Origin of the sequence: Shewanella electrica (assembly GCF_022321485.1) — a bacterium.
GTDB lineage: Bacteria > Pseudomonadota > Gammaproteobacteria > Enterobacterales > Shewanellaceae > Shewanella > Shewanella electrica.
Genome location: NZ_JAKOGG010000004.1, coordinates 331,078 through 350,891 on the forward strand (window position 1 = coordinate 331,078; position 19,814 = coordinate 350,891).

General features: G+C 48.9%; 19 protein-coding genes. All 19 read left to right on the forward strand.

Translation table 11 applies throughout. The annotated features are described in order from the left end of the window. The first annotated feature begins 149 nt into the window (after positions 1 to 149). Positions 150 to 893, forward strand: coding sequence for a flagellar basal-body rod protein FlgF (gene flgF, locus L9G74_RS08395; protein WP_238895847.1), 744 nt, complete (start codon positions 150 to 152; stop codon positions 891 to 893). Between the two features lie 11 nt (positions 894 to 904). Further along, positions 905 to 1,693 (forward strand): flagellar basal-body rod protein FlgG, encoded by a 789-nt coding sequence (gene flgG / locus L9G74_RS08400; RefSeq protein ID WP_238895848.1) that lies wholly within the window; start codon positions 905 to 907, stop codon positions 1,691 to 1,693. Between the two features lie 12 nt (positions 1,694 to 1,705). After that, entirely contained in the window at positions 1,706 to 2,383 is a 678-nt protein-coding gene (gene flgH, locus L9G74_RS08405; protein WP_238895849.1) for a flagellar basal body L-ring protein FlgH, read from the forward strand. A gap of 11 nt (positions 2,384 to 2,394) precedes the next feature. Beyond that, positions 2,395 to 3,483 carry a flagellar basal body P-ring protein FlgI gene (locus L9G74_RS08410; RefSeq protein ID WP_238895850.1) on the forward strand — a complete coding sequence of 363 codons (1,089 nt, stop codon included), beginning with the start codon at positions 2,395 to 2,397 and terminating at the stop codon, positions 3,481 to 3,483. A 17-nt stretch (positions 3,484 to 3,500) separates the two neighbouring features. Further along, positions 3,501 to 4,568 (forward strand): flagellar assembly peptidoglycan hydrolase FlgJ, encoded by a 1,068-nt coding sequence (gene flgJ / locus L9G74_RS08415; RefSeq protein ID WP_238895851.1) that lies wholly within the window; start codon positions 3,501 to 3,503, stop codon positions 4,566 to 4,568. A gap of 3 nt (positions 4,569 to 4,571) precedes the next feature. Beyond that, the gene (gene flgK / locus L9G74_RS08420; RefSeq protein WP_238895852.1) at positions 4,572 to 6,494 is read left to right on the forward strand and encodes a flagellar hook-associated protein FlgK; all 1,923 of its coding nucleotides are present in this window, start codon (positions 4,572 to 4,574) and stop codon (positions 6,492 to 6,494) included. A 12-nt stretch (positions 6,495 to 6,506) separates the two neighbouring features. Further along, a complete protein-coding gene (gene flgL, locus L9G74_RS08425) occupies positions 6,507 to 7,715 on the forward strand; it encodes a flagellar hook-associated protein FlgL (protein ID WP_238895853.1) in 1,209 nt (402 codons plus the stop codon). Positions 7,716 to 7,818: 103 nt separating this feature from the next. Beyond that, on the forward strand, positions 7,819 to 8,640 hold the full coding sequence (locus L9G74_RS08430; RefSeq protein WP_238895854.1) for a flagellin N-terminal helical domain-containing protein: 822 nt from the start codon (positions 7,819 to 7,821) through the stop codon (positions 8,638 to 8,640). Positions 8,641 to 8,865: 225 nt separating this feature from the next. Beyond that, positions 8,866 to 9,675 carry a flagellin N-terminal helical domain-containing protein gene (locus tag L9G74_RS08435; RefSeq protein ID WP_238895855.1) on the forward strand — a complete coding sequence of 270 codons (810 nt, stop codon included), beginning with the start codon at positions 8,866 to 8,868 and terminating at the stop codon, positions 9,673 to 9,675. A gap of 128 nt (positions 9,676 to 9,803) precedes the next feature. Beyond that, a complete protein-coding gene (locus tag L9G74_RS08440) occupies positions 9,804 to 10,205 on the forward strand; it encodes a flagellar protein FlaG (RefSeq protein ID WP_238895856.1) in 402 nt (133 codons plus the stop codon). 27 nt (positions 10,206 to 10,232) lie between these two features. Beyond that, a complete protein-coding gene (fliD, locus tag L9G74_RS08445) occupies positions 10,233 to 11,603 on the forward strand; it encodes a flagellar filament capping protein FliD (RefSeq protein WP_238895857.1) in 1,371 nt (456 codons plus the stop codon). Between the two features lie 12 nt (positions 11,604 to 11,615). Continuing rightward, complete coding sequence (locus L9G74_RS08450; RefSeq protein WP_238895858.1) at positions 11,616 to 11,930, forward strand: hypothetical protein; 315 nt, start codon at positions 11,616 to 11,618, stop codon at positions 11,928 to 11,930. A 7-nt stretch (positions 11,931 to 11,937) separates the two neighbouring features. After that, complete coding sequence (gene fliS / locus L9G74_RS08455; protein WP_238895859.1) at positions 11,938 to 12,345, forward strand: flagellar export chaperone FliS; 408 nt, start codon at positions 11,938 to 11,940, stop codon at positions 12,343 to 12,345. Positions 12,346 to 12,622: 277 nt separating this feature from the next. Beyond that, positions 12,623 to 14,053, forward strand: coding sequence for a sigma-54 dependent transcriptional regulator (locus L9G74_RS08460; protein WP_238895860.1), 1,431 nt, complete (start codon positions 12,623 to 12,625; stop codon positions 14,051 to 14,053). Positions 14,054 to 14,140: 87 nt separating this feature from the next. Next, the gene (locus L9G74_RS08465; RefSeq protein WP_238895861.1) at positions 14,141 to 15,220 is read left to right on the forward strand and encodes a sensor histidine kinase; all 1,080 of its coding nucleotides are present in this window, start codon (positions 14,141 to 14,143) and stop codon (positions 15,218 to 15,220) included. After that, positions 15,217 to 16,557 carry a sigma-54-dependent transcriptional regulator gene (locus L9G74_RS08470; RefSeq protein ID WP_238895862.1) on the forward strand — a complete coding sequence of 447 codons (1,341 nt, stop codon included), beginning with the start codon at positions 15,217 to 15,219 and terminating at the stop codon, positions 16,555 to 16,557. The genes L9G74_RS08465 and L9G74_RS08470 overlap by 4 nt, the downstream gene beginning before the upstream one ends. A 150-nt stretch (positions 16,558 to 16,707) precedes the next feature. After that, positions 16,708 to 17,040: a flagellar hook-basal body complex protein FliE gene (gene fliE / locus L9G74_RS08475; RefSeq protein ID WP_238895863.1), complete on the forward strand. Its 333-nt coding sequence runs from the start codon at positions 16,708 to 16,710 to the stop codon at positions 17,038 to 17,040. 34 nt (positions 17,041 to 17,074) lie between these two features. Then, positions 17,075 to 18,775, forward strand: coding sequence for a flagellar basal-body MS-ring/collar protein FliF (gene fliF, locus L9G74_RS08480; protein WP_238895864.1), 1,701 nt, complete (start codon positions 17,075 to 17,077; stop codon positions 18,773 to 18,775). Next, positions 18,765 to 19,802: a flagellar motor switch protein FliG gene (fliG, locus tag L9G74_RS08485; RefSeq protein WP_238895865.1), complete on the forward strand. Its 1,038-nt coding sequence runs from the start codon at positions 18,765 to 18,767 to the stop codon at positions 19,800 to 19,802. The genes fliF and fliG overlap by 11 nt, the downstream gene beginning before the upstream one ends. The last annotated feature ends 12 nt before the right edge of the window (positions 19,803 to 19,814 follow it).

Sequence of the window (19,814 nt, forward strand, 5' to 3'; positions counted from 1 at the left end):
CGGTTGCTACGGCAATCCCTTGCCGCTTTGCCTTTGTCCTTCAGATATACCTTTCTAACTACTTGTCTTGCTTGAATAAGTATTCGTGAATTTTGTGGCACGATGCTTGCTTTTACCTGCGTAAGCTCAATTTTTGACGGGGCATCGCAGTGGACAAATTTCTCTATATCTCCATGACTGGAGCTAAGCAAAACATGCATGCATTGGCGGTGCGGGCTAACAACCTCGCTAACGCCAACACCGATGGTTTTAAAGCAGATATGAACCAAGCCCGCTCTATGCAAGCCTTTGGTGAAGGTCTGCCGACGCGCGTGTTTGCGATGACAGAAAAACCCTCTTCTGATTTTAAAGCGGGACCACTGCAAACGACTGGCCGCGATATGGATATTGCCGTGAAAGGTGATGGCTGGATTGCGGTGCAAGCGGCCGATGGCTCGGAAGCCTACACCCGTTCTGGTGGTCTGAATTTTGACACTACCGGCATGTTACGCAATGGCCGCGGTGAGCCGGTATTGGGCAATAACGGTCCTATCGTGCTGCCGTTGCCGATTCAAAAAATTGATATTGGCTCTGACGGCGTGATCTCAGTACGGCCGCAAGGGGCTACGCCAGAGGTGATTGAGGAAGTGGCACGTATCAAGCTGGTTAACCCAGGTAATGAAAACATGATGCGTGGTGAAGATGGCTTATTTAGAACCATGAACGGTCAGCCTGCGCCAGCAGACCCCACTGTTGGGGTAGTCAATGGTGCGCTCGAAGGCAGTAACGTCAATGCCGTGAATGAAATGGTGGCGCTGATTGATTTGCAACGTCAGTTTGAGATGCAGGTCAAGATGATGAAAACCGCCGAAGACAATGACAAAGCTTCAGCTCAGCTGATGCGCGTTAGCTAGGAGTAATCGATATGCAACCCGCTTTATGGATCAGTAAGACAGGCCTTGATGCCCAACAGACCGATATTTCGGTGATCTCCAACAACGTTGCTAACGCCAGTACTGTCGGCTACAAAAAAGCCCGTGCCGTGTTTGAAGACCTGTTGTACCAAACCGTCAACCAAGCTGGTGGCGTGAGTGCGACCAACACCCGTTTGCCAAACGGGTTAGAGTTGGGGGCCGGTACCAAAGTGGTATCAACGCAAAAGATTTTTACCCAAGGCAACATGCTGACCACGGATAACTCGCTGGACATGATGATTGAAGGCCCCGGATTTTTTGAAATCCAGATGCCTGATGGCACAACCGCGTATACCCGTAACGGTCAGTTCACGCTGGATGATACTGGCCAGATAGTGACATCGGGCGAAGGCTACGTGCTGCAACCCGCCATCGTTATTCCTGACAATGCCACCAGCATCACGGTGTCATCAGAAGGCGAAGTCTCGGTTAAAACGCCAGGTAACGCAGAAAACCAAGTGCTGGGGCAGTTGACCATGTCGGATTTTATCAACCCATCCGGTCTCGACCCTATCGGCCAAAACCTCTATCTCGAAACTGGCGCGAGTGGTGCGCCTGTACAAGGTGTGGCGTCAATTGACGGTATGGGCAGCATTCGCCAAGGGGCTTTAGAAACTTCCAACGTTAACGTCACCGAGGAACTGGTGAATCTGATTGAAAGTCAGCGCGTGTATGAGATGAACTCGAAAGTTATCTCTGCCGTGGATCAGATGCTGGCTTACGTGAATCAGAATCTCTAATGAGGTGATGATATGAAAACACTGATTGTTGTTGTCGGTTTGGCTATGTTGGGTGGCTGTGCGTCGCCCAGTTCAGACAAGCCAATCCCTGATGATCCATTTTATGCGCCGGTTTATCCCGACGATACCAATATTAATCAACCGCCAACGGGGTCAATTTTTGCCTCGCGCAAGGCCAGTTCATTGTTTACTGATCTCAAGGCGCATCGAGTGGGTGACATTGTCACCATCGTGTTGACCGAATCGACCCAAGCGTCCAAAAGCGCCAATAACCAGATGGCGAAAGGGTCCAATTTGACTGTCAACCCGATGACGGTTGCAGGCTCGAACGTCACTTTGAACGGCAACCCGCTGAACTTAGGCTATTCCGACACTATGGATACCAACCGTAAAGCGGATACCGATCAGAGCAACAGCTTGTCCGGGCAGATTTCTGCCAACGTGATGCAGGTGTTGAACAATGGCAACTTGGTCATTCGCGGCGAGAAGTGGATCACCATCAACAACGGCGATGAGTTTATTCGTGTGACCGGCATTGTGCGGCCGCAAGACATCGCGACTGATAACACGGTGCAATCGCCACGGGTGGCTAACGCTCGTATTCAATACAGCGGTACCGGCACCTTTGCCGATTCCCAAAAAGTGGGTTGGCTCAGCAAATTCTTCTTCTCTGACTGGTGGCCTTTCTAAGGAGCAATAACATGAAATTGCTAAAAATTGTTCTATTGTCGCTGCTACTGGTTCCCTACGCTCATGCAGAACGCATCAAAGATATTGCCGATATCCAAGGCGTGCGTGATAACCAACTGATCGGTTACGGCTTAGTGGTCGGTTTGCCGGGGACTGGGGAAAAGACCCGTTATACCGAACAAACCTTCATGACCATGTTGAAAAACTTCGGCATTAACTTGCCGGATGGTATTCGACCCAAAATCAAAAACATTGCCGTTGTGGCGGTGCATGCGGATATGCCGGCTTTTATCAAGCCGGGGCAAACCATGGACGTGACGGTATCTAGCCTTGGTGAAGCAAAAAGTCTACGCGGCGGCAGCTTGCTACAAACCTTTTTGAAAGGGGTGGATGGCGAAGTTTATGCCGTAGCGCAGGGCAGTTTGGTGGTCAGCGGCTTTAGCGCCGATGGCATGGATGGCTCCAAGGTGGTGAATAACACGCCTACCGTCGGCCGTATTCCCAATGGCGCCATCATCGAACGGGAAGTGCAAAGCCCATTTGCGACGGGCGACTATTTAACCTTTAACTTGCATAACGCCGATTTCACTACCGCTAAGCGTACCGCTGAAGCGATTAACAATCTGCTTGGCCCCGGCATTGCCCGCGCGTTGGATGCCAGTTCGATTCAGGTGACTGCGCCGCGAGATGTATCACAACGGGTGGCTTACCTTTCTACCTTGGAAAATATCCAAGTCGAACAAGCCGATGAAGCAGCCAAAGTGATCGTCAACTCGCGCACCGGCACCATTGTTGTCGGCAAAGACGTGAAGCTACTGCCTGCGGCAATTACTCACGGTGGTTTGACGGTGACGATTGCTGAATCGCCGCAAGTTAGCCAACCGAACGCCTTTGCTGGTGGCAATACGGTAGTGACGCCCAACAGCAATGTTAACGTTACGCAATCTGACCGCCGCATGTTTATGTTTAACCCCGGTACTACGCTCGATGAGCTGGTTCGTGCGGTGAACATGGTGGGCGCCGCACCGTCAGATGTCTTGGCAATCCTAGAAGCATTAAAAGTGGCAGGGGCTTTGCATGGTCAGCTAATCGTGATCTGATTTTTTGGCGGTCTTACATGCAACGGCTAGCAGATACCTCACAATTTATGGACTTGGCAGGCCTTGATAGCCTGCGTTCCAAAGCCCAGAAAGACCAGAAAGCTGCGCTGAAAGAAGTCGCGCAGCAATTTGAAGGTATCTTCGTGCAAATGCTGATGAAAAGCATGCGTGAAGCCAATGCGGTATTTGAGGCCGATAGCCCGTTCAACAGTCAATACACTAAGTTTTACGAAAGCATGCACGACCAGCAGATGTCGGTAGACCTGTCGAGCAAAGGCATGCTGGGGCTGGCTGACTTGATGGTGCAGCAGTTGGCGCCCGAGGGAACCAACATGACGCCAGCGTCAGTGCTGCGTACCCATGAAACACCGAATGCGGCGGTTAAGTCAGAAGCGCCGGTCACTCCTACATTAGCGTCAATCAAGGTTGAGCAACCTAAGCCGACAGAGGTGGTTGCTGCACCTGCCCAAGTGACACAGTTTGTGATGCCTGAAAAGCAAACCAGTTATTTCCCTGAAGCCAACCAACTGGAATCAATTCTTAGCGGCAAAAAATCGCCTGTGGTTGCCGCTAAAGAGGATATGCAAAGCCCTGAAGGCTTCGTTAAAACCTTGTATCCCTATGCTAAGCAAGCTGCGGAACAACTGGGCACTACGCCAGAAATTCTGTTGGCGCAATCAGCGCTAGAGACTGGCTGGGGCCAGAAAATGACCAAGGGCAGTGATGGTCAGCCAAGTAACAACTTATTCAACATCAAGGCGGATGGTCGCTGGCAAGGCAACAAAGCCAACGTATCGACCTTGGAATATGAACAAGGCCATGCGGTTAAACGGCGTGAGAGCTTCCGTGTATATGACTCGCTCAAACAAAGTTTTGACGATTACGTGCAGCTGATTAGCAATAGCGACCGCTATCAACCCGCGCGGGCGGCAGCAGCTGATCCGGCGGCGTTCATTAAAGGGCTAGCCGATGCGGGCTACGCCACTGATCCAAATTACGCCAACAAGGTGTTGCGTGTTCTACAAACCATCAAAGAAGAATTCAACGTAGGCGGCAGCAGTGCGGCGCCAGCAGGGGAGCAATAATTCATGGCTATTGATTTACTCAACATTGCTCGCAGCGGCGTTGTCGCAGCGCAGGGGCAACTGGGCGTTACCAGTAATAACATCGCTAACGTTAATACCACCGGATATAGCCGTCAGGTGGCAACACAAGTTACTGATGACTCCTACGCCTTTGGTGGCAATTATTATGGCACTGGCACCTATGTCAATGACGTAAAACGTATTTATAACGAGTTTGCTGCACGCGAGTTGCGTATTTCGCAGACATCACTCAGCAACGCGGAAACCATGAATGGCAAGCTGAATGAGTTAGATGAGCTGTTCTCGCAAACTGGCGTATCGATTCCTCGGTCGCTGGATGACTTTTTTGAAAGTATGAACAGTTTGGCCGATCTGCCTAACGATAGCGGCATTCGTCAGAGCTTATTGACCTCAGCTAATCAACTGGTCAGCAGTTTCAATCAGATGCATAGCTATTTAGATAGCCACATGAATCAAGTGAATGATGAAATTGGCAGTGTGACTACGCGGATTAACGAGATCAGCCAAGAGATGGCTAACATCAACTTGGAACTGATGAAAACCCAAAATGCTGACCCGCAACTGCTAGATAAACAAGATTCGCTTATCGAAGAGCTGAGCCAATACGCTGAGGTCAACGTCGTCCCCAATGATAACGGCACGCGTAGCATCATGTTTGGTAGCAGCTTCATGTTGGTCTCTGGCGAAGTTGCCATGAAACTGGGAACAGCGAATGGCGACCCATATCCAACGGAAATCGACTTAACCTACACCTTAGGTAACAGCACGCTGAAAGTTGACCCGAGCAAAATCGGCGGCAGACTCGGCGCCTTGTTCGACTTCCGCGAGAATGTATTGCAGCCCGCATCACAACAACTCGGTTTAATGGCGCTGGGTGTTTCCGACACCTTCAACCAAGCGCAATCGCAAGGTTTTGATCTTAGCGGTGCATTAGGCTCACCGATTTTTACTGAGATCAATGACCCGAGCTATGCCGCATCTCGTGCCGCCGCGTCAAAAAATAACACCGGGACTGCGGTATTGAGTGTTGATCTCACCGACGTTGGTCAATTGACTGGCAACAGTTATGAGTTGCGATACACCGCCGCTGGTAACTACCAACTGCAAGATATGCAAACGGGTGATACCACCAACTTGACCCTGAATGGCAGCGTACTCGAAGGTGCTGATGGTTTTGCCATCAACATTGACGCTGGTGCGATGGTCGCCGGAGATCGTTTCGAAATTCGCCCAACAAACGGCGCCGCAGGCAAGATCAAGTCGTTGATTAGTGAACCGAGCCAGATCGCCGCGGCTGGCCCACGTATTGTGGCCGATGCCGCTAACAGTGGTAACACCAGTATTAGCCTACAGAATATTGATCGTACTGCGGCGGGGTTTCCAACCACGAGTAACCAGATCACCGTGGCCATTGATTCGAGCACTGCGACGCCAACGTATGAAGTATTTGACGCGGCAGGCAATAGTTTGGCAACTGGTAGCGCGACCGGTTCGCCACCGCAGATCACCACGAACGGTTTCACTTTCCAACTGGATAGCACCTCGGGCGCGACGGATCGTTTCACCTTTGATTTAAGTTTTTCATCCGGTGATGGCGCGAATGCCGTCAATATGGCTGCGCTTAGCAATAACAAGCTGATGAAAGACGGTAAATCGACCCTGACTGATGTTTATCAAAGCAACAAATTAAACATCGGCAGTCTGACCAAATCTTCGCAAGTGCGTATGGACTCCGCCCAGAGCATTTACGACCAAGCCTATAACCGTGTGCAATCTGAGTCGGGGGTCAACCTTGATGAAGAAGCCGCTAACTTGATGAAGTTCCAGCAGGCTTATCAAGCGTCAGCGCGCGTCATGTCGGCAGCTAACACTATCTTTGACACCTTGCTTAACGCAGTGCAATAAGGGGAATAATTCATGAGAATCTCCACCGCACAGATCTACCGCCAAAATACCGGCAGCATCACCCGTAACCAACAGCAATCACAAGAGATTATTGACAAACTTTCCAGTGGCAAGCGCGTCAATACTGGGGGTGATGACCCAGTGGCAGCCATTGGCATTGATAATCTCAATCAACAAAATGCGCTGATTAAGCAGTATCTGAAAAACATTGATTACACTAAAAACCGTTTGGCGGTCACTGAAAGCAAACTGGGTGACGCTGAGTCGATCACTATGTCAATGCGTGATCGACTGCTAGCGGCGGCAAACGGCACCTTGTCCACGGATGAGCGGCAAGGAATTGCCGATGAGCTAAAAGCTAGCCTCGAAGAGATGCAAAGTATTGCTAATTATCAGGATGAATCGGGTAATTATCTGTTTTCTGGTACTAATTTAGAAACCAGACCGTTTGATTTCAACAATTCGAGCGAGATTGTCTATCGCGGCAATAACAACGTTCGTCAGGCAATTGTCGCCGATGGCGTGCTGATGGACACCAGTGTGAGCGGTGATGTGGCTTTTATGGCGGCGCCGAATGCACTTGGCGATTATAGCGTCAATTATTCGTCGACTCAGACTGGCGATCTCACGATCGAAAATGCCGCCATTAGCGATCAAGCCAGCTATATCGAAGATACTTATAGTTTCAGTTTTACCGATAACGGCAGCGGTGGCGTGGACTTAACCGTCACCGATTCCTCTGGCGCTACCGTGCAAACCACCCCGAATTTTGATCCTTCAAACCCTATAACATTCAATGGGATAGAGGTTTCTTTCGATGGCACGCCCAAAGCTGGCGATAGTTTGACCATCGAACCTAACGCCACCAACAGTATTTTTGACACCGTACAAGAAGCCATTGCGCTGTTTGAAAACGGCGATGAAATCAATTCTGCGGCTGGTCGTTCAAAATTGGCACAGCTTTTGAATAACTTTGATAGTGGTGTCGATCAGATCCGCTTAGCTCGAGGCATAGCAGGTAACAACCTTAAAGCTGTCGAGAGTTACGCCAATAACCATTCCAATACCGAGTTAGTCAATAACTCCGCAGTATCAGTACTGGAAGATCTTGATTACGCCGCTGCTGTAACAGAGTTTGAGAAGCAACAACTTGCATTAAATGCCGCTTCCAATCTGTTTGGTCGAGTGAGCTCGGTTTCTTTGTTTGACTACCTGCGATGACAGGCCACAACGAAATTATGGCTTACAGGGAATAAGAGAAACTGTTTAACAAAGTTAGCCAAGCTCCGAGTCTTGGCGTAAGAACTAGGAAGAGGAACGTTACATGGCTATTACCGTTAATACTAATGTGACTTCATTAAAGTCACAAAAGAACCTGAACCAATCGAACAGTAACCTCGCTACGTCGATGGAACGTCTGTCTTCAGGTTTACGCATTAATAGTGCGAAAGATGATGCTGCCGGTCTGGCAATTTCTGACCGCCTCAATAGTCAAATTCGTGGCTTAGAAGTAGGTATGCGCAACGCCAACGACGCGATCTCTATTGCACAGATTGCCGAAGGCGCAATGCAAGAACAAACCAACATGCTGCAGCGTATGCGTGATCTGGCGATTCAATCAGAAAACGGCGCGAACAGCACGTCAGATCTACAATCCATCCAAGATGAGATTGACCAACTGGCATTAGAAATTACGGAGATCGGTAATAACACCGCTTTCGGTAACACTAAGCTGATGACCGGTGATTTTGAAGCTGGTAAGTTGTTCCAAGTGGGTCACCAAGCAGGCGAAGATATTACTATCTCGATTGCTACCAACAACGCCACTGAATTTTCAGTTAACGCGCTTGATGTGCGTACAGCGGCGACCAGAAGCACAGTACTGAGTAAAATTGACGGCGCCATTAACTCGATTGACAGTCAACGGGCGAAGTTGGGGGCGGTACAGAACCGTCTGGAATATAACATCAGCAACAGTGCTAATACTCAGGCTAACGTGTCTGATGCAAGAAGCCGTATTGTTGATGTGGATTTTGCCAAAGAAACCGCAACGATGACCAAGAACCAAGTGCTGCAACAATCCGGTGCTGCCATGTTATCACAGGCTAACCAGTTACCTCAGATTGCACTTAGCCTATTGCAGTAAAGCTGTTGTAGTCGTTCTATCTTCCTTCAAAGAAGCCTGCTTCACCCAGTGTGGAGTAGGTTTTTTTCTTTTAAAAACAGTCGAATAATTATTTTTTAAAAAAAATACAAAAAGCCGCTAAAGCTTAGAACCTCGGTGCCGTTAAAGATAGTGTAAGCAGAATGTCCGCCTGGCTTAAGTAAGACAGGCCTGTTTTCCTAAGTCAGGTATACGAGGAATTTAATTATGGCTATCACAGTAAACACCAACTTCACCTCAATGAAAGCGCAGAAGAACTTGGTGTCTTCTAACAGCAATTTAGCGACTTCAATGCAACGTTTGTCTTCTGGTCTGCGTATCAATAGTGCCAAAGATGATGCTGCTGGTCTGGCTATCTCTGACCGTCTGAATAGCCAGATTAATGGTCTAGATGTAGGTGTTCGTAACGCTAACGATGCAATCTCAATCGCACAAATCGCTGAAGGTGCGATGCAAGAGCAAACTAACATGTTGCAACGTATGCGTGACTTGACTGTTCAAGCGGGTAACGGCGCTAACAGCTCAGACGACCTCGATGCAATTCAAGCTGAAATCGACGAGTTATCTACTGAAATCACCAGTATTTCAGACAGCACTGCATTTGGTAACACCAACATTTTGGACGGCACCTTCACTGGTAAGAGCTTCCAAGTAGGTCACCAAGCTGATGAAACTATTACGCTGTCAATTGCGGGTACTGATGCGACTGACCTGAGCGTTAATAGCTTGAACATCTCTACTGGTCGTAGTGCTGCTTTGACTAAAATTGATGCTGCAATCAAAACCATCGACAGCCAACGTGCAGAGTTAGGTGCTAAACAAAACCGTTTGAGCTACAACGTAAGTAACAGCTTAAACATTCAAGCTAACGTGTCTGACGCTAAGAGCCGTATTGTGGATGTTGACTTTGCTAAAGAAACCTCCACTATGACCAAAAACCAAGTGCTGCAACAAACGGGTTCAGCAATGTTGGCGCAAGCTAACCAGATCCCTCAGATTGCGCTGTCACTGCTGTAATCACTTAGCTGATACAGTTAACGCACTGATAAAATTGGTAAAAGGGAGGTTCGGTTATCGAGTCTCCCTTTGTTGCTACCAAGGATTGTGTTAGTCAACAGTAATTTGACTTGTCAATTGGAGGTAAGATGATGGATATCAGTATTTCGTCATCCAACGCCGTAGTAGCAAAAGCGGACGTCGGCTCGTTAGCCAATAAAAATCAGGCTGATCAAGTCGTTAAGACGATATTGCAAGAAAAAGCTCTTTCCATTAACGGGGAAGATAAAGCGCCTACGCAAGGTGAGCAAAAAGACACTGTGAGTGTCGAGGAGTTGCAAGGCGTTGCTGAACAACTATCCTCAACCATGGAAATGATGAAGAAAGGCCTACAATTTCGTGTAGATGATGAATCTGGCACGAATATTGTTAGTGTTATGGACATCAGTTCTGGGGAAGTGATTCGACAGATCCCTTCCGACGAAGCGTTAGAATTAGCGAGTAAACTTTCAGAAGTTGCAGCTGGTTTGCTGATGAAAACAGAAGCATAGCTTAGTTAGATTTCGAGAGAGGTTGATATGGCTCTGACCGCAACAGGCATTGGTTCCGGCTTAGACATCACGACTATTGTGAAAACACTAGTTGATTCTGAGCGGACACCAAAGGAAACACGACTAGATTCTCAAGAGAATAAGCTAGACGCCAAAGTATCCGCTATTGGTTCACTGAAAAGTGCGTTAACGACTTTTCAAGACGCTGTAGCTAAACTCAGTGATCCTGAGGCGCTAAATATTCGCAAGGTCAGTCAGAGTTCAGAAGACTTTTTTACTGTCACAGCAGATAAAGACGCGCGCGCCGGTAGTTATAACGTTGTGGTTGAATCGTTAGCTTCGGCACAGAAGCTCGCCAGTGTTGCTGTCTCCGATGACAGCAGCGGTGTTGGTGAAGGAAGTCTGTCATTTGCTATCCAAGGTAAAAGCTTCTCGGTAGATGTTGGCGCGACCGATTCGCTTGAGGATATCGCCAACAGCATCAACAACGCCGATGATAACGTTGGTGTGACTGCGACCATTATCAATACTGATAACGGTAAGCGATTAGTTTTTGCCTCCGATAAAACCGGTACCGAAAATGCCATCACTGTTACTGCGTCTGATACGTCAGGGACGGGATTGAGCAGTACGTTTGGTTCGGGCCAACTGGAAACCATTCAAGCCGCTGCTGATTCAGTGATCAAAATTGATGGGCAGACGCTCACTTCATCCTCAAATAAGATAGAAGGCGCTATTTCTGGTGTCACGTTTGAACTGACAGATGCTGATGTCGGTAAGACAACTAAGTTGACTATTGCCCAAGATGATGACGCGGTTAAGGAGAATGTCCAAGGTTTTGTCGACGCCTACAACACCTTGATGACCAAGATGGACTCGTTGTCTAGTTATAATGTGAGTACCAATACATCGGCGGCATTGCAGGGCGATTCCATAATTCGTTCATTGCAATCACAGCTGCGTAGTATGGTGAGTTCTCGTGTTGATGACGGGCAAGGTGGTACGACAGCGTTGTACGATATTGGGATATCTGCTGACCGCCAAGGTCGTTTGACCGTTGACGAAAGTAAGTTGACCGAATCCCTATCATCAGGCATGAGTAAAGTTGGTACCTTGTTTGCTCAAAAAGATACTGGTATCGCAGCCCGCATGGATACGGTGATTGATGGTTATGTGAAGAGCAACGGTATGATTGCCAGCCGTCAAAACAGCTACACGCAGGAGAAAGATCGTATTGCGGATCAGCGTGAAGCGTTGGATCGCCGTATGGAACTGTTGCAAGCGCGTTTAACTAAACAGTACAACGCGATGGATTTGGTTGTATCTAATCTTAACTCGCAAGGAAACAGTGCCTTAAGTGCGCTTAACTCATTGCCTGGTGTGGTACGTAAGTCATAATCGATGGTACATATGGATAGAATCGAACGGGTTAATCAGGAACTAAAAGACACGCTGGATCAATTGCTGGTGATACCAATTGAAGATGAGCGCAGCGATCAATTAGTTCAACAGGTGCAGCAACTGGTGACCTCAAGGCAACAGCTGCTCGCGCAATTAATCCAAGTTGAAACCGATGCTAATATATTGCAAGCTCAAGTGGATATCGGACGTGAGCTAGAGGAAAAAGCCAAAGACGTTCGCGAGTATCGCAAAAATTTGATCGTGTCATCGAACAATAAACAACGCCAATTAAAAATATATAATTCTGTAGATGCTAACAGGTAGGTAGGAAATGAGAGGCTCATTACAGTCATATCGCAAGGTATCATTAGAAAGCGAGATTGCAGTAGCATCTCCGCATCGTCTTGTGCAATTGATGTTTAAAGGCGCGCTTGAGCGCGTTGCTCAAAGCCGTTACGCCATTGAACAAGGCAACATTTCCGCTAAAGGCGAATATATAGGTAAAGCTATCGGCATCATTAATGGCTTGCAAAATAGTCTGAATATGAAAGCTGGTGGCAACATCGCAGCAAATCTTAATCAACTGTATGACTTTATGATTATGCGTTTGTCTCACGCGAATTTGAATAATGACCCCGCCGCATTAGACGATGTCTCAGCTATCCTACGCGAAATTAAAGAAGCGTGGGATGCTATTCCAGCAGAACAGCACCACTTAACTTCAACTGAAGATAACTAATTGTTGCTGCACATAAAATAGCCAATTCTTACTAGTGTAATATTGTCGTTGCGTCATTGTTTTGACGCAACTGCAGGCAGCTCACAAACTTTTAGTCTAAAATCGGAAAGATAGGCTGATAAAGGTGACGATAGGCTTGCTTATATCTGGCTGATAATACAATATTCAGCATTGCAATTTTGAAACACCTACATTGATGTGGATGTTATTATCGCGGTGCTTTTTCAAAGCAACATTATCAAAGTTAACAATTACCCAGAGCTTAGCGGCCTACTGAATGATGCAGATAGATCAACGGATTATACTTGTCGGAACCCCATCAGAGAGCGCCAATCGCCTTAGTTGCGTGCTTGAGTTTATAGGCGAGCAGGTTGCAGTGATGACCGCTGATGCCGCCGAAAAACTGTCTCCGGAAGGGCGTTGTCGTGCATTAATTTTGTTAACAGACTCGTTATCTGAATTAGAGCGGCAACTGCTGATTTCACGTTTGCCTTGGCAGCCGATGTTAATCATGGGCGCTGCTAGCATCGACGCTTCTAACATTCTTGGTAACATAGAAGCACCGCTAAGCTATCATCAAGTCACCGAATTACTGCATTATTGCCAAGTTTTTGGTCAAGTAAAACGCCCACAAGTGCCCACCAGCGCCAACCAAACCAAGCTGTTTCGTAGCCTTGTCGGCCGTAGCGATGGCATTGCCAACGTACGCCACTTGATTGCTCAGGTCGCATCGTCTGACGCCACCGTGTTGGTGTTGGGGCCATCTGGTACGGGTAAAGAAGTGGTGGCGCGTAACATCCATTACATGTCTGAGCGCCGCGATGGGCCGTTTATTCCGGTAAACTGTGGCGCCATTCCACCAGAATTGCTGGAAAGTGAGCTGTTTGGTCACGAGAAAGGCTCGTTTACTGGGGCGATCAGCTCGCGGAAAGGGCGTTTTGAGTTGGCTGAAGGCGGCACGCTATTCCTCGATGAAATTGGTGACATGCCGTTGCAGATGCAAGTTAAGCTGCTGCGGGTCCTGCAAGAGCGCGTATTTGAACGCGTGGGTGGCAATAAGCCGATAGCGGCCAACGTGCGCGTGGTTGCTGCAACGCACCGCAATTTGGAACATATGATTGAGGAAGGCAACTTCCGTGAAGATCTGTTCTATCGTTTGAATGTGTTCCCAATCGAAATGCCGCCATTGTGTGACCGCAAAGAAGATATTCCGCTGTTGCTGCAAGAGTTGGTCAGCCGGGTATTTAACGAAGGAAAAGGCCGAGTACGCTTTACTCAGCGTGCGATTGACTCGTTAAAAGAGCATGTGTGGTCGGGCAACGTGCGCGAGCTGTCTAACTTAGTCGAACGGCTGACGATTCTCTATCCGGGCGGTTTGGTCGATGTTAACGATTTGCCGATGAAATATCGTTATATCGATGTACCGGAATACTCGGTTGATGTGAGTGAAGAGCTGCAAGAGCGCGATGCGTTAGCTTCTATCTTCAACGATGATGAGCCGGTAGAAATCCCTGAAACCCGTTTCCCAAGCGAACTGCCGCCGGAAGGGGTTAACCTCAAAGACTTACTGGCCGAGCTGGAAATCGACATGATCCGCCAAGCGCTCGATCAGCAAGATAACGTTGTCGCCCGTGCCGCAGAAATGCTGGGTATTCGCCGTACTACGCTAGTAGAAAAAATGCGTAAATACGGTATGACTAAAGATTAACGTTATATTCTACTGAAAAATAAAGTAATTTTTATGGCATAAAATCTGCATTCACTCGGTCAATAGCATTATTTTGACGGAGTGCATATGGCAACCCCTGCACTGGCAAAACTCGAAACCATCTCTCATCGTGGTCATCAATGGATCCAGATGAGTGAAGCGGCGAATATGTCCGATCGGATGGAGCATATTCTGCAAGCCATGCCTTCCGGTATTGTCATTCTTAACCAAGATGGCCGCGTGTCAGAAGCCAATCCCGTCGCTGAATCTCTATTAGGTCTGCCGCTGGTGGGCGAGCGTTGGTTAACCATCATCAACCGTTCGTTTGCGCCGCAAAAAGATGATGGACACGAAGTGTCATTGCGCAATGGTCGCCGCGTTAAGTTGCAAATCACCCCGCTCGGACAAGACAACGGCCAGCTTATTGTCATTACCGACCTGACCGAAACCCGTTTATTGCAGCAGAACTTGGCTCATCTGCAACGGCTTAGCGCCCTTGGCAAAATGGTTGCGAACCTCGCGCATCAAATCCGTACGCCGTTATCCGCTGCGCTGTTGTATGCCGCTAATCTTGGCAACCCTCGTTTGCAAGAAGAATCTCGTGGCCGGTTTCAACAAAAATTGGTGGACCGGCTCGGCGAGCTAGAGCGTCAAGTTAACGACATGTTGTTGATTGCTAAAGGTCGCCAAGAGCAGCAGGGCGAAGAGGTGCTGGTCAGTGAGATTTTGCATAATGTGTATGCTAACTGTGAACCGATTTGTGCCAAAAATAACGCCAGCTTAGCGCTCGTGGTTACCGATGATGCGGCGGTGCTGGCTAACCTGCACGGGCTATCATCTGCCATCAATAACTTAGTGCTCAATAGTCTTGAAGCGGGCGCTACACAAATTACCATGAGTACCGACCTAGCTGACAACCAGATCTGCTTGACCATTGCCGATAACGGCAAGGGCATGGACAAGGAGTTGCAGCAGAAGGTGTTGGAGCCGTTTTTTACCACTAAAGCGCGCGGCACTGGCCTCGGTCTGGCGGTGGTGCAGTCGGTGGTGAAAAGTCATGGCGGCGAGTTATCTATTCACTGTGTTCCCGGTAATGGTTGTGCCATCAGCCTGAATTTGCCGTTACTTCAACGCGGCGCCGCAGCGCTAGCAGGAGAAGCGTTATGAGCGATACCAAACTGTTACTGGTCGAAGATGATAACGACCTACGCGAAGCGTTGATCGATACTTTGTCCCTCGCCGATTACCAATGTGTTGATGTTGCCAGCGCCGAAGAAGCGATTGTGGCATTGAAAAAATGCAGCTTTGATATGGTGATCAGCGATGTGCAGATGGACGGCATTGGCGGCATGGGCTTGCTCGATTATTTGAAGCAAAACTTTCCCGAACTGCCGGTGTTGTTGATGACCGCTTATGCCACCATCGACAGTGCCGTAAGCGCCATCAAACTGGGAGCGGTCGATTACCTCGCCAAACCGTTCTCACCAGAAGTGCTACTTAACCAAGTGAGCCGATATTTGGCGCCGAAGCCCGTCTCTGGTGAGCCGATAGTCGCCGATGACAAGAGTATTGCCTTGCTCGAGTTAGCTAAGCGCGTGGCGCAGTCGGATGCGTCGGTGATGATCCTTGGCCCCAGCGGCTCAGGCAAAGAAGTGCTGGCACGTTATATTCATCAAAAAAGTCCGCGTATTGATCAGCCATTTATCGCTATCAACTGTGCCGCTATTCCCGAGAACATGTTGGAAGCGACGTTGTTTGGTTACGAAAAAGGCGCGTTTACGGGGGCTTACCAAGCCTGTCCCGGCAAGTTCGAACAAGCGCAAGGCGGCACATTGCTGCTGGATGAGATTTCAGAAATGGATCTCGGCCTACAAGCTAAGCTGTTGCGCGTATTGCAAGAGCGTGAAGTTGAACGTCTTGGTGGCCGTAAAACCATTAAGCTGGATGTGCGCGTGTTAGCCACGTCAAACCGTGATTTGAAAGAGTCGGTGGCGAAAGGCGAGTTCCGTGAAGATCTCTACTATCGTATTAACGTGTTCCCGTTAGCATGGCCATCACTGAATCAACGCCCCGCTGATATTGTGCCGTTAGCCAAGCATTTAGTGGCCAAACATGCGGCTGTGGGCCATATTAAACCTGTGCCTGAGTTGTCCGACAGCGCGATCCGCAAGTTGTTAAACCATCGCTGGCCCGGCAACGTACGAGAGTTAGATAACGTTATTCAACGGGCGCTAATTTTGCAGCGCAACAGCCAAATTGATGCCGCTGACATTATTCTCGATTTGTACGATGTCACCCAGCCGCTAGAAGAACGCCAACCTGAGCCAATGAATGAAGGGCTCGGGGATGAGCTTAAAGCGCAAGAACACCAGATTATTTTAGAAACGCTCAGCCAATGCCAAGGTTCACGCAAACTGGTGGCCGAAAAGCTGGGCATAAGCGCTCGTACGCTGCGTTATAAAATGGCACGCATGCGTGATATGGGCATCGATATTCCCGCTTAACCATTTACCAACTCTCTCCGCGGTGGCAGATTCTGTTGTTGTCACCGCGTTTTTTATTTTAAAAACATCTACATAAAAAATTGGCAACCTAATTGCATTGTTCTGGATAAGTCGAAGACCGCCGTCAAATTGCTGACGAAGGAGAACACCATGCAAATCGGAGCTAACTCATTACTGCAACAGATGCAGTCCCTGCAAGGGGAGCTTGCCCCCACAGGCGAAATTGCGCCATCAGTGCGCAATGTCAATAACACCTCCGGTGCCGATTTCTCCAATTTACTCGCCCAAGCGGTGGGGCATGTTAGCAATTTACAGACAACTGCTGGTGATTTAGCCACTCGATTAGACATGGGGGATACCAGTGTCACCCTTTCTGATACTGTTATCGCCCGCGAAAAAGCTGGGGTGGCCTTTGAAGCAACGGTACAGGTGCGCAACAAGTTAGTTGAAGCCTACAAAGAAATCATGAGCATGCCTATCTAGGCCTCAATCCTAATTCACTGAGCAGGTAACTATCGTGAGCACAGATTTAGTCGCAGATCCTAACGGTGGCGTTGTCACCGATGACGGCGTGCAGCAGGAAAACAAATCCGGCGTAATGTCGTCATTTGGCAATGCTGATACGCTGAAGCAGGTCACTATGATCCTCGCGCTAGCGATTCTGTTAGCCGTGGCTGTGTTTATTGTGATTTGGGCGCAAGAGCCTGAATACCGTCCCATTGGCAAGATGGACACCGAACAGATGGTGCAAGTGCTCGATGCACTTGATAAAAACCGTGTGCCATACAAAATTGATGTCGATGTTATCAAGGTGCCAGAAGACCAGTATCAGCAAGTTAAAATGCTGCTGAGCCGTGAAGGCATCGATAGCTCAGAAGATAAAAACGACTTCCTCAATAAAGATTCCGGTTTTGGCGTGAGTCAACGTTTAGAGCAGGCACGCTTGAAGCACAGCCAAGAATTGAACTTGGCTAAAGCGATTGAAGAGCTAAGCAGTGTTAGCCGCGCCAAAGTGATTTTGGCATTGCCAAAAGAGAACGTCTTTGCCCGCACCCAAGCGCAACCGAGCGCCACTGTGGTGGTGAGCACCCGTCGCGGAGGTTTAGGCCAAGGCGAAGTGGATGCGATTGTCGATATCGTGGCCTCTGCGGTGCACGGTATGGACCCGACCAAAGTGACCGTGACCGATGCCAGTGGCCGCTTGCTCAACTCAGGTAGCCAAAATGCCGTGTCAGCGCGCGCCCGTCGTGAATTAGAGATAGTGCAGCAGAAAGAGAGTGAATACCGTAATAAAATTGACTCAATTCTGATCCCAGTACTCGGCCCAGAAAACTTCACCTCACAAGTTGATGTGAACATGGATTTTACCGCGGTTGAGCAAACAGCCAAACGCTACAATCCTGATCTGCCTGCATTGCGCAGCGAAATGACGGTCGAGAATAAATCAAACAACGGCACCAATGGGGGGATTCCCGGCGCGTTAACCAACCAACCGCCGATGGAATCGAATATTCCCGAAGAGGCCGCTGGCGCTAATGCAAGCCAAGGCAACAGCAGCAGCCACAATGAAGCCACCCGTAACTTTGAGCTGGATACCACCATCAGTCACACCCGCCAGCAGGTGGGCGTGGTGCGCCGTATCAGTATTTCGGTGGCGGTGGACTACAAATCAGGCGAAGCAACGGAAGCGGGGCAAGTATCGCGTGTGCCACGTACCGCGGAAGAGATGGCGAATATTCGTCGCCTGTTAGAAGGGGCTATCGGTTTTAGCACGCAACGCGGTGATGTGATTGAAGTGGTCACCGTGCCATTCATGGATCACTTGGTGGATGAAGCACCAGAAATGCCGCTGTGGGAGCAGCCTTGGTTCTGGCGTGCCGCTAAACTGGCTATCGGTGCTATCTTGATACTGGTATTGTTCCTATTTATCGTGCGCCCAATCATGAAAAAACTGATTCTGGCAGATGATAAAGATATGCCAGACGACCCCGGCTTAGGGCATGAGTTGGCTGATATTGAAGACCAATTCGCCGCCGATACGTTGGGCATGTTGGGTAAACAAGATACCGAATATTCCTATGCAGAAGATGGTTCTATCTTGATCCCCGATCTGCATAAAGATGATGACATGATTAAAGCAATCCGCGCTCTGGTGGCTAATGAGCCTGAGCTTTCTGTTCAAGTAGTGAAAAACTGGTTACAAGAAGATGGCAAATGAGACAACTGAAAAAAGCGGTTTTAATGTCGACTCGTTGAGTGGCATTGAGAAAACCGCCATCTTATTGCTGAGTCTCAGCGAAGCTGATGCTGCGTCAATTCTTAAGCATCTTGAGCCAAAGCAAGTGCAGAAAGTGGGCATGATGATGGCCAGCATGGACGAGTTCGGTCAAGAACGCGTGCAGGCGGTACATAAGCTGTTTTTGGATAATATTCAAAAGTATTCATCCATCGGCTTTAACAGCCATGAATTTATTAAAAAGGCACTGACTGCGGCACTGGGTGAAGACAAAGCCGGTAACCTGATTGAGCAGATCGTCATGGGTTCAGGCGCTAAAGGTCTGGATTCGCTCAAATGGATGGACGCGCGCCAAGTCGCCAGTATTATCCAAAACGAACACCCGCAGATCCAAACCATTGTGTTGTCGTATCTCGAGCCAGATCAGGCGGCAGAAATTTTCTCGCAGTTCCCAGAAAATACCCGCGTGGACTTGATGATGCGTATCGCCAACCTCGAAGAAGTACAGCCCGCTGCATTGCAAGAGCTGAACGACATCATGGAGAAACAGTTCGCGGGTCAAGGTGGCGCCCAAGCCGCCAAGATGGGTGGCCTGAAAGCCGCCGCCAACATCATGAACTACCTCGATACCGGTATCGAAAGCCAGTTGATGGAAACCATGCGCGAATCCGACGAAGAGATGGCGCAACAGATCCAAGACTTGATGTTTGTGTTTGAAAACCTTATCGATGTCGACGACCGTGGCATTCAAGTGTTGCTGCGTGAAGTGCAGCAAGATGTGCTGCAAAAAGCACTCAAAGGTGCCGACGACAACCTGAAAGAGAAAATTCTTGGCAACATGTCTAAGCGTGCTGCGGAGCTGCTGCGCGACGACTTGGAAGCCATGGGCCCAATTCGTGTCAGCGAAGTGGAAGTGGCACAGAAAGAAATCCTCTCCATTGCTAGACGCTTGTCGGAAGCCGGTGAAATCATGCTGAGCGGCGGCGGTGGCGGAGAAGAATTCCTATAGGAATGACCAGTA

What these genes read in the sequence shown, in the direction of transcription:
- fliS (WP_238895859.1), top strand. Translation starts at nt 11,938, where the DNA reads ATGAGAGGCTCATTACAGTCATATCGCAAGGTATCATTAGAAAGCGAG.
- L9G74_RS08470 (WP_238895862.1), top strand. Translation starts at nt 15,217, where the DNA reads ATGAGCGATACCAAACTGTTACTGGTCGAAGATGATAACGACCTACGC.
- fliE (WP_238895863.1), top strand. Translation starts at nt 16,708, where the DNA reads ATGCAAATCGGAGCTAACTCATTACTGCAACAGATGCAGTCCCTGCAA.
- fliD (WP_238895857.1), top strand. Translation starts at nt 10,233, where the DNA reads ATGGCTCTGACCGCAACAGGCATTGGTTCCGGCTTAGACATCACGACT.
- L9G74_RS08410 (WP_238895850.1), top strand. Translation starts at nt 2,395, where the DNA reads ATGAAATTGCTAAAAATTGTTCTATTGTCGCTGCTACTGGTTCCCTAC.
- L9G74_RS08465 (WP_238895861.1), top strand. Translation starts at nt 14,141, where the DNA reads ATGGCAACCCCTGCACTGGCAAAACTCGAAACCATCTCTCATCGTGGT.
- flgJ (WP_238895851.1), top strand. Translation starts at nt 3,501, where the DNA reads ATGCAACGGCTAGCAGATACCTCACAATTTATGGACTTGGCAGGCCTT.
- L9G74_RS08430 (WP_238895854.1), top strand. Translation starts at nt 7,819, where the DNA reads ATGGCTATTACCGTTAATACTAATGTGACTTCATTAAAGTCACAAAAG.
- L9G74_RS08450 (WP_238895858.1), top strand. Translation starts at nt 11,616, where the DNA reads ATGGATAGAATCGAACGGGTTAATCAGGAACTAAAAGACACGCTGGAT.
- L9G74_RS08435 (WP_238895855.1), top strand. Translation starts at nt 8,866, where the DNA reads ATGGCTATCACAGTAAACACCAACTTCACCTCAATGAAAGCGCAGAAG.
- flgH (WP_238895849.1), top strand. Translation starts at nt 1,706, where the DNA reads ATGAAAACACTGATTGTTGTTGTCGGTTTGGCTATGTTGGGTGGCTGT.
- L9G74_RS08440 (WP_238895856.1), top strand. Translation starts at nt 9,804, where the DNA reads ATGATGGATATCAGTATTTCGTCATCCAACGCCGTAGTAGCAAAAGCG.
- fliG (WP_238895865.1), top strand. Translation starts at nt 18,765, where the DNA reads ATGGCAAATGAGACAACTGAAAAAAGCGGTTTTAATGTCGACTCGTTG.
- flgG (WP_238895848.1), top strand. Translation starts at nt 905, where the DNA reads ATGCAACCCGCTTTATGGATCAGTAAGACAGGCCTTGATGCCCAACAG.
- flgK (WP_238895852.1), top strand. Translation starts at nt 4,572, where the DNA reads ATGGCTATTGATTTACTCAACATTGCTCGCAGCGGCGTTGTCGCAGCG.
- L9G74_RS08460 (WP_238895860.1), top strand. Translation starts at nt 12,623, where the DNA reads ATGATGCAGATAGATCAACGGATTATACTTGTCGGAACCCCATCAGAG.
- flgL (WP_238895853.1), top strand. Translation starts at nt 6,507, where the DNA reads ATGAGAATCTCCACCGCACAGATCTACCGCCAAAATACCGGCAGCATC.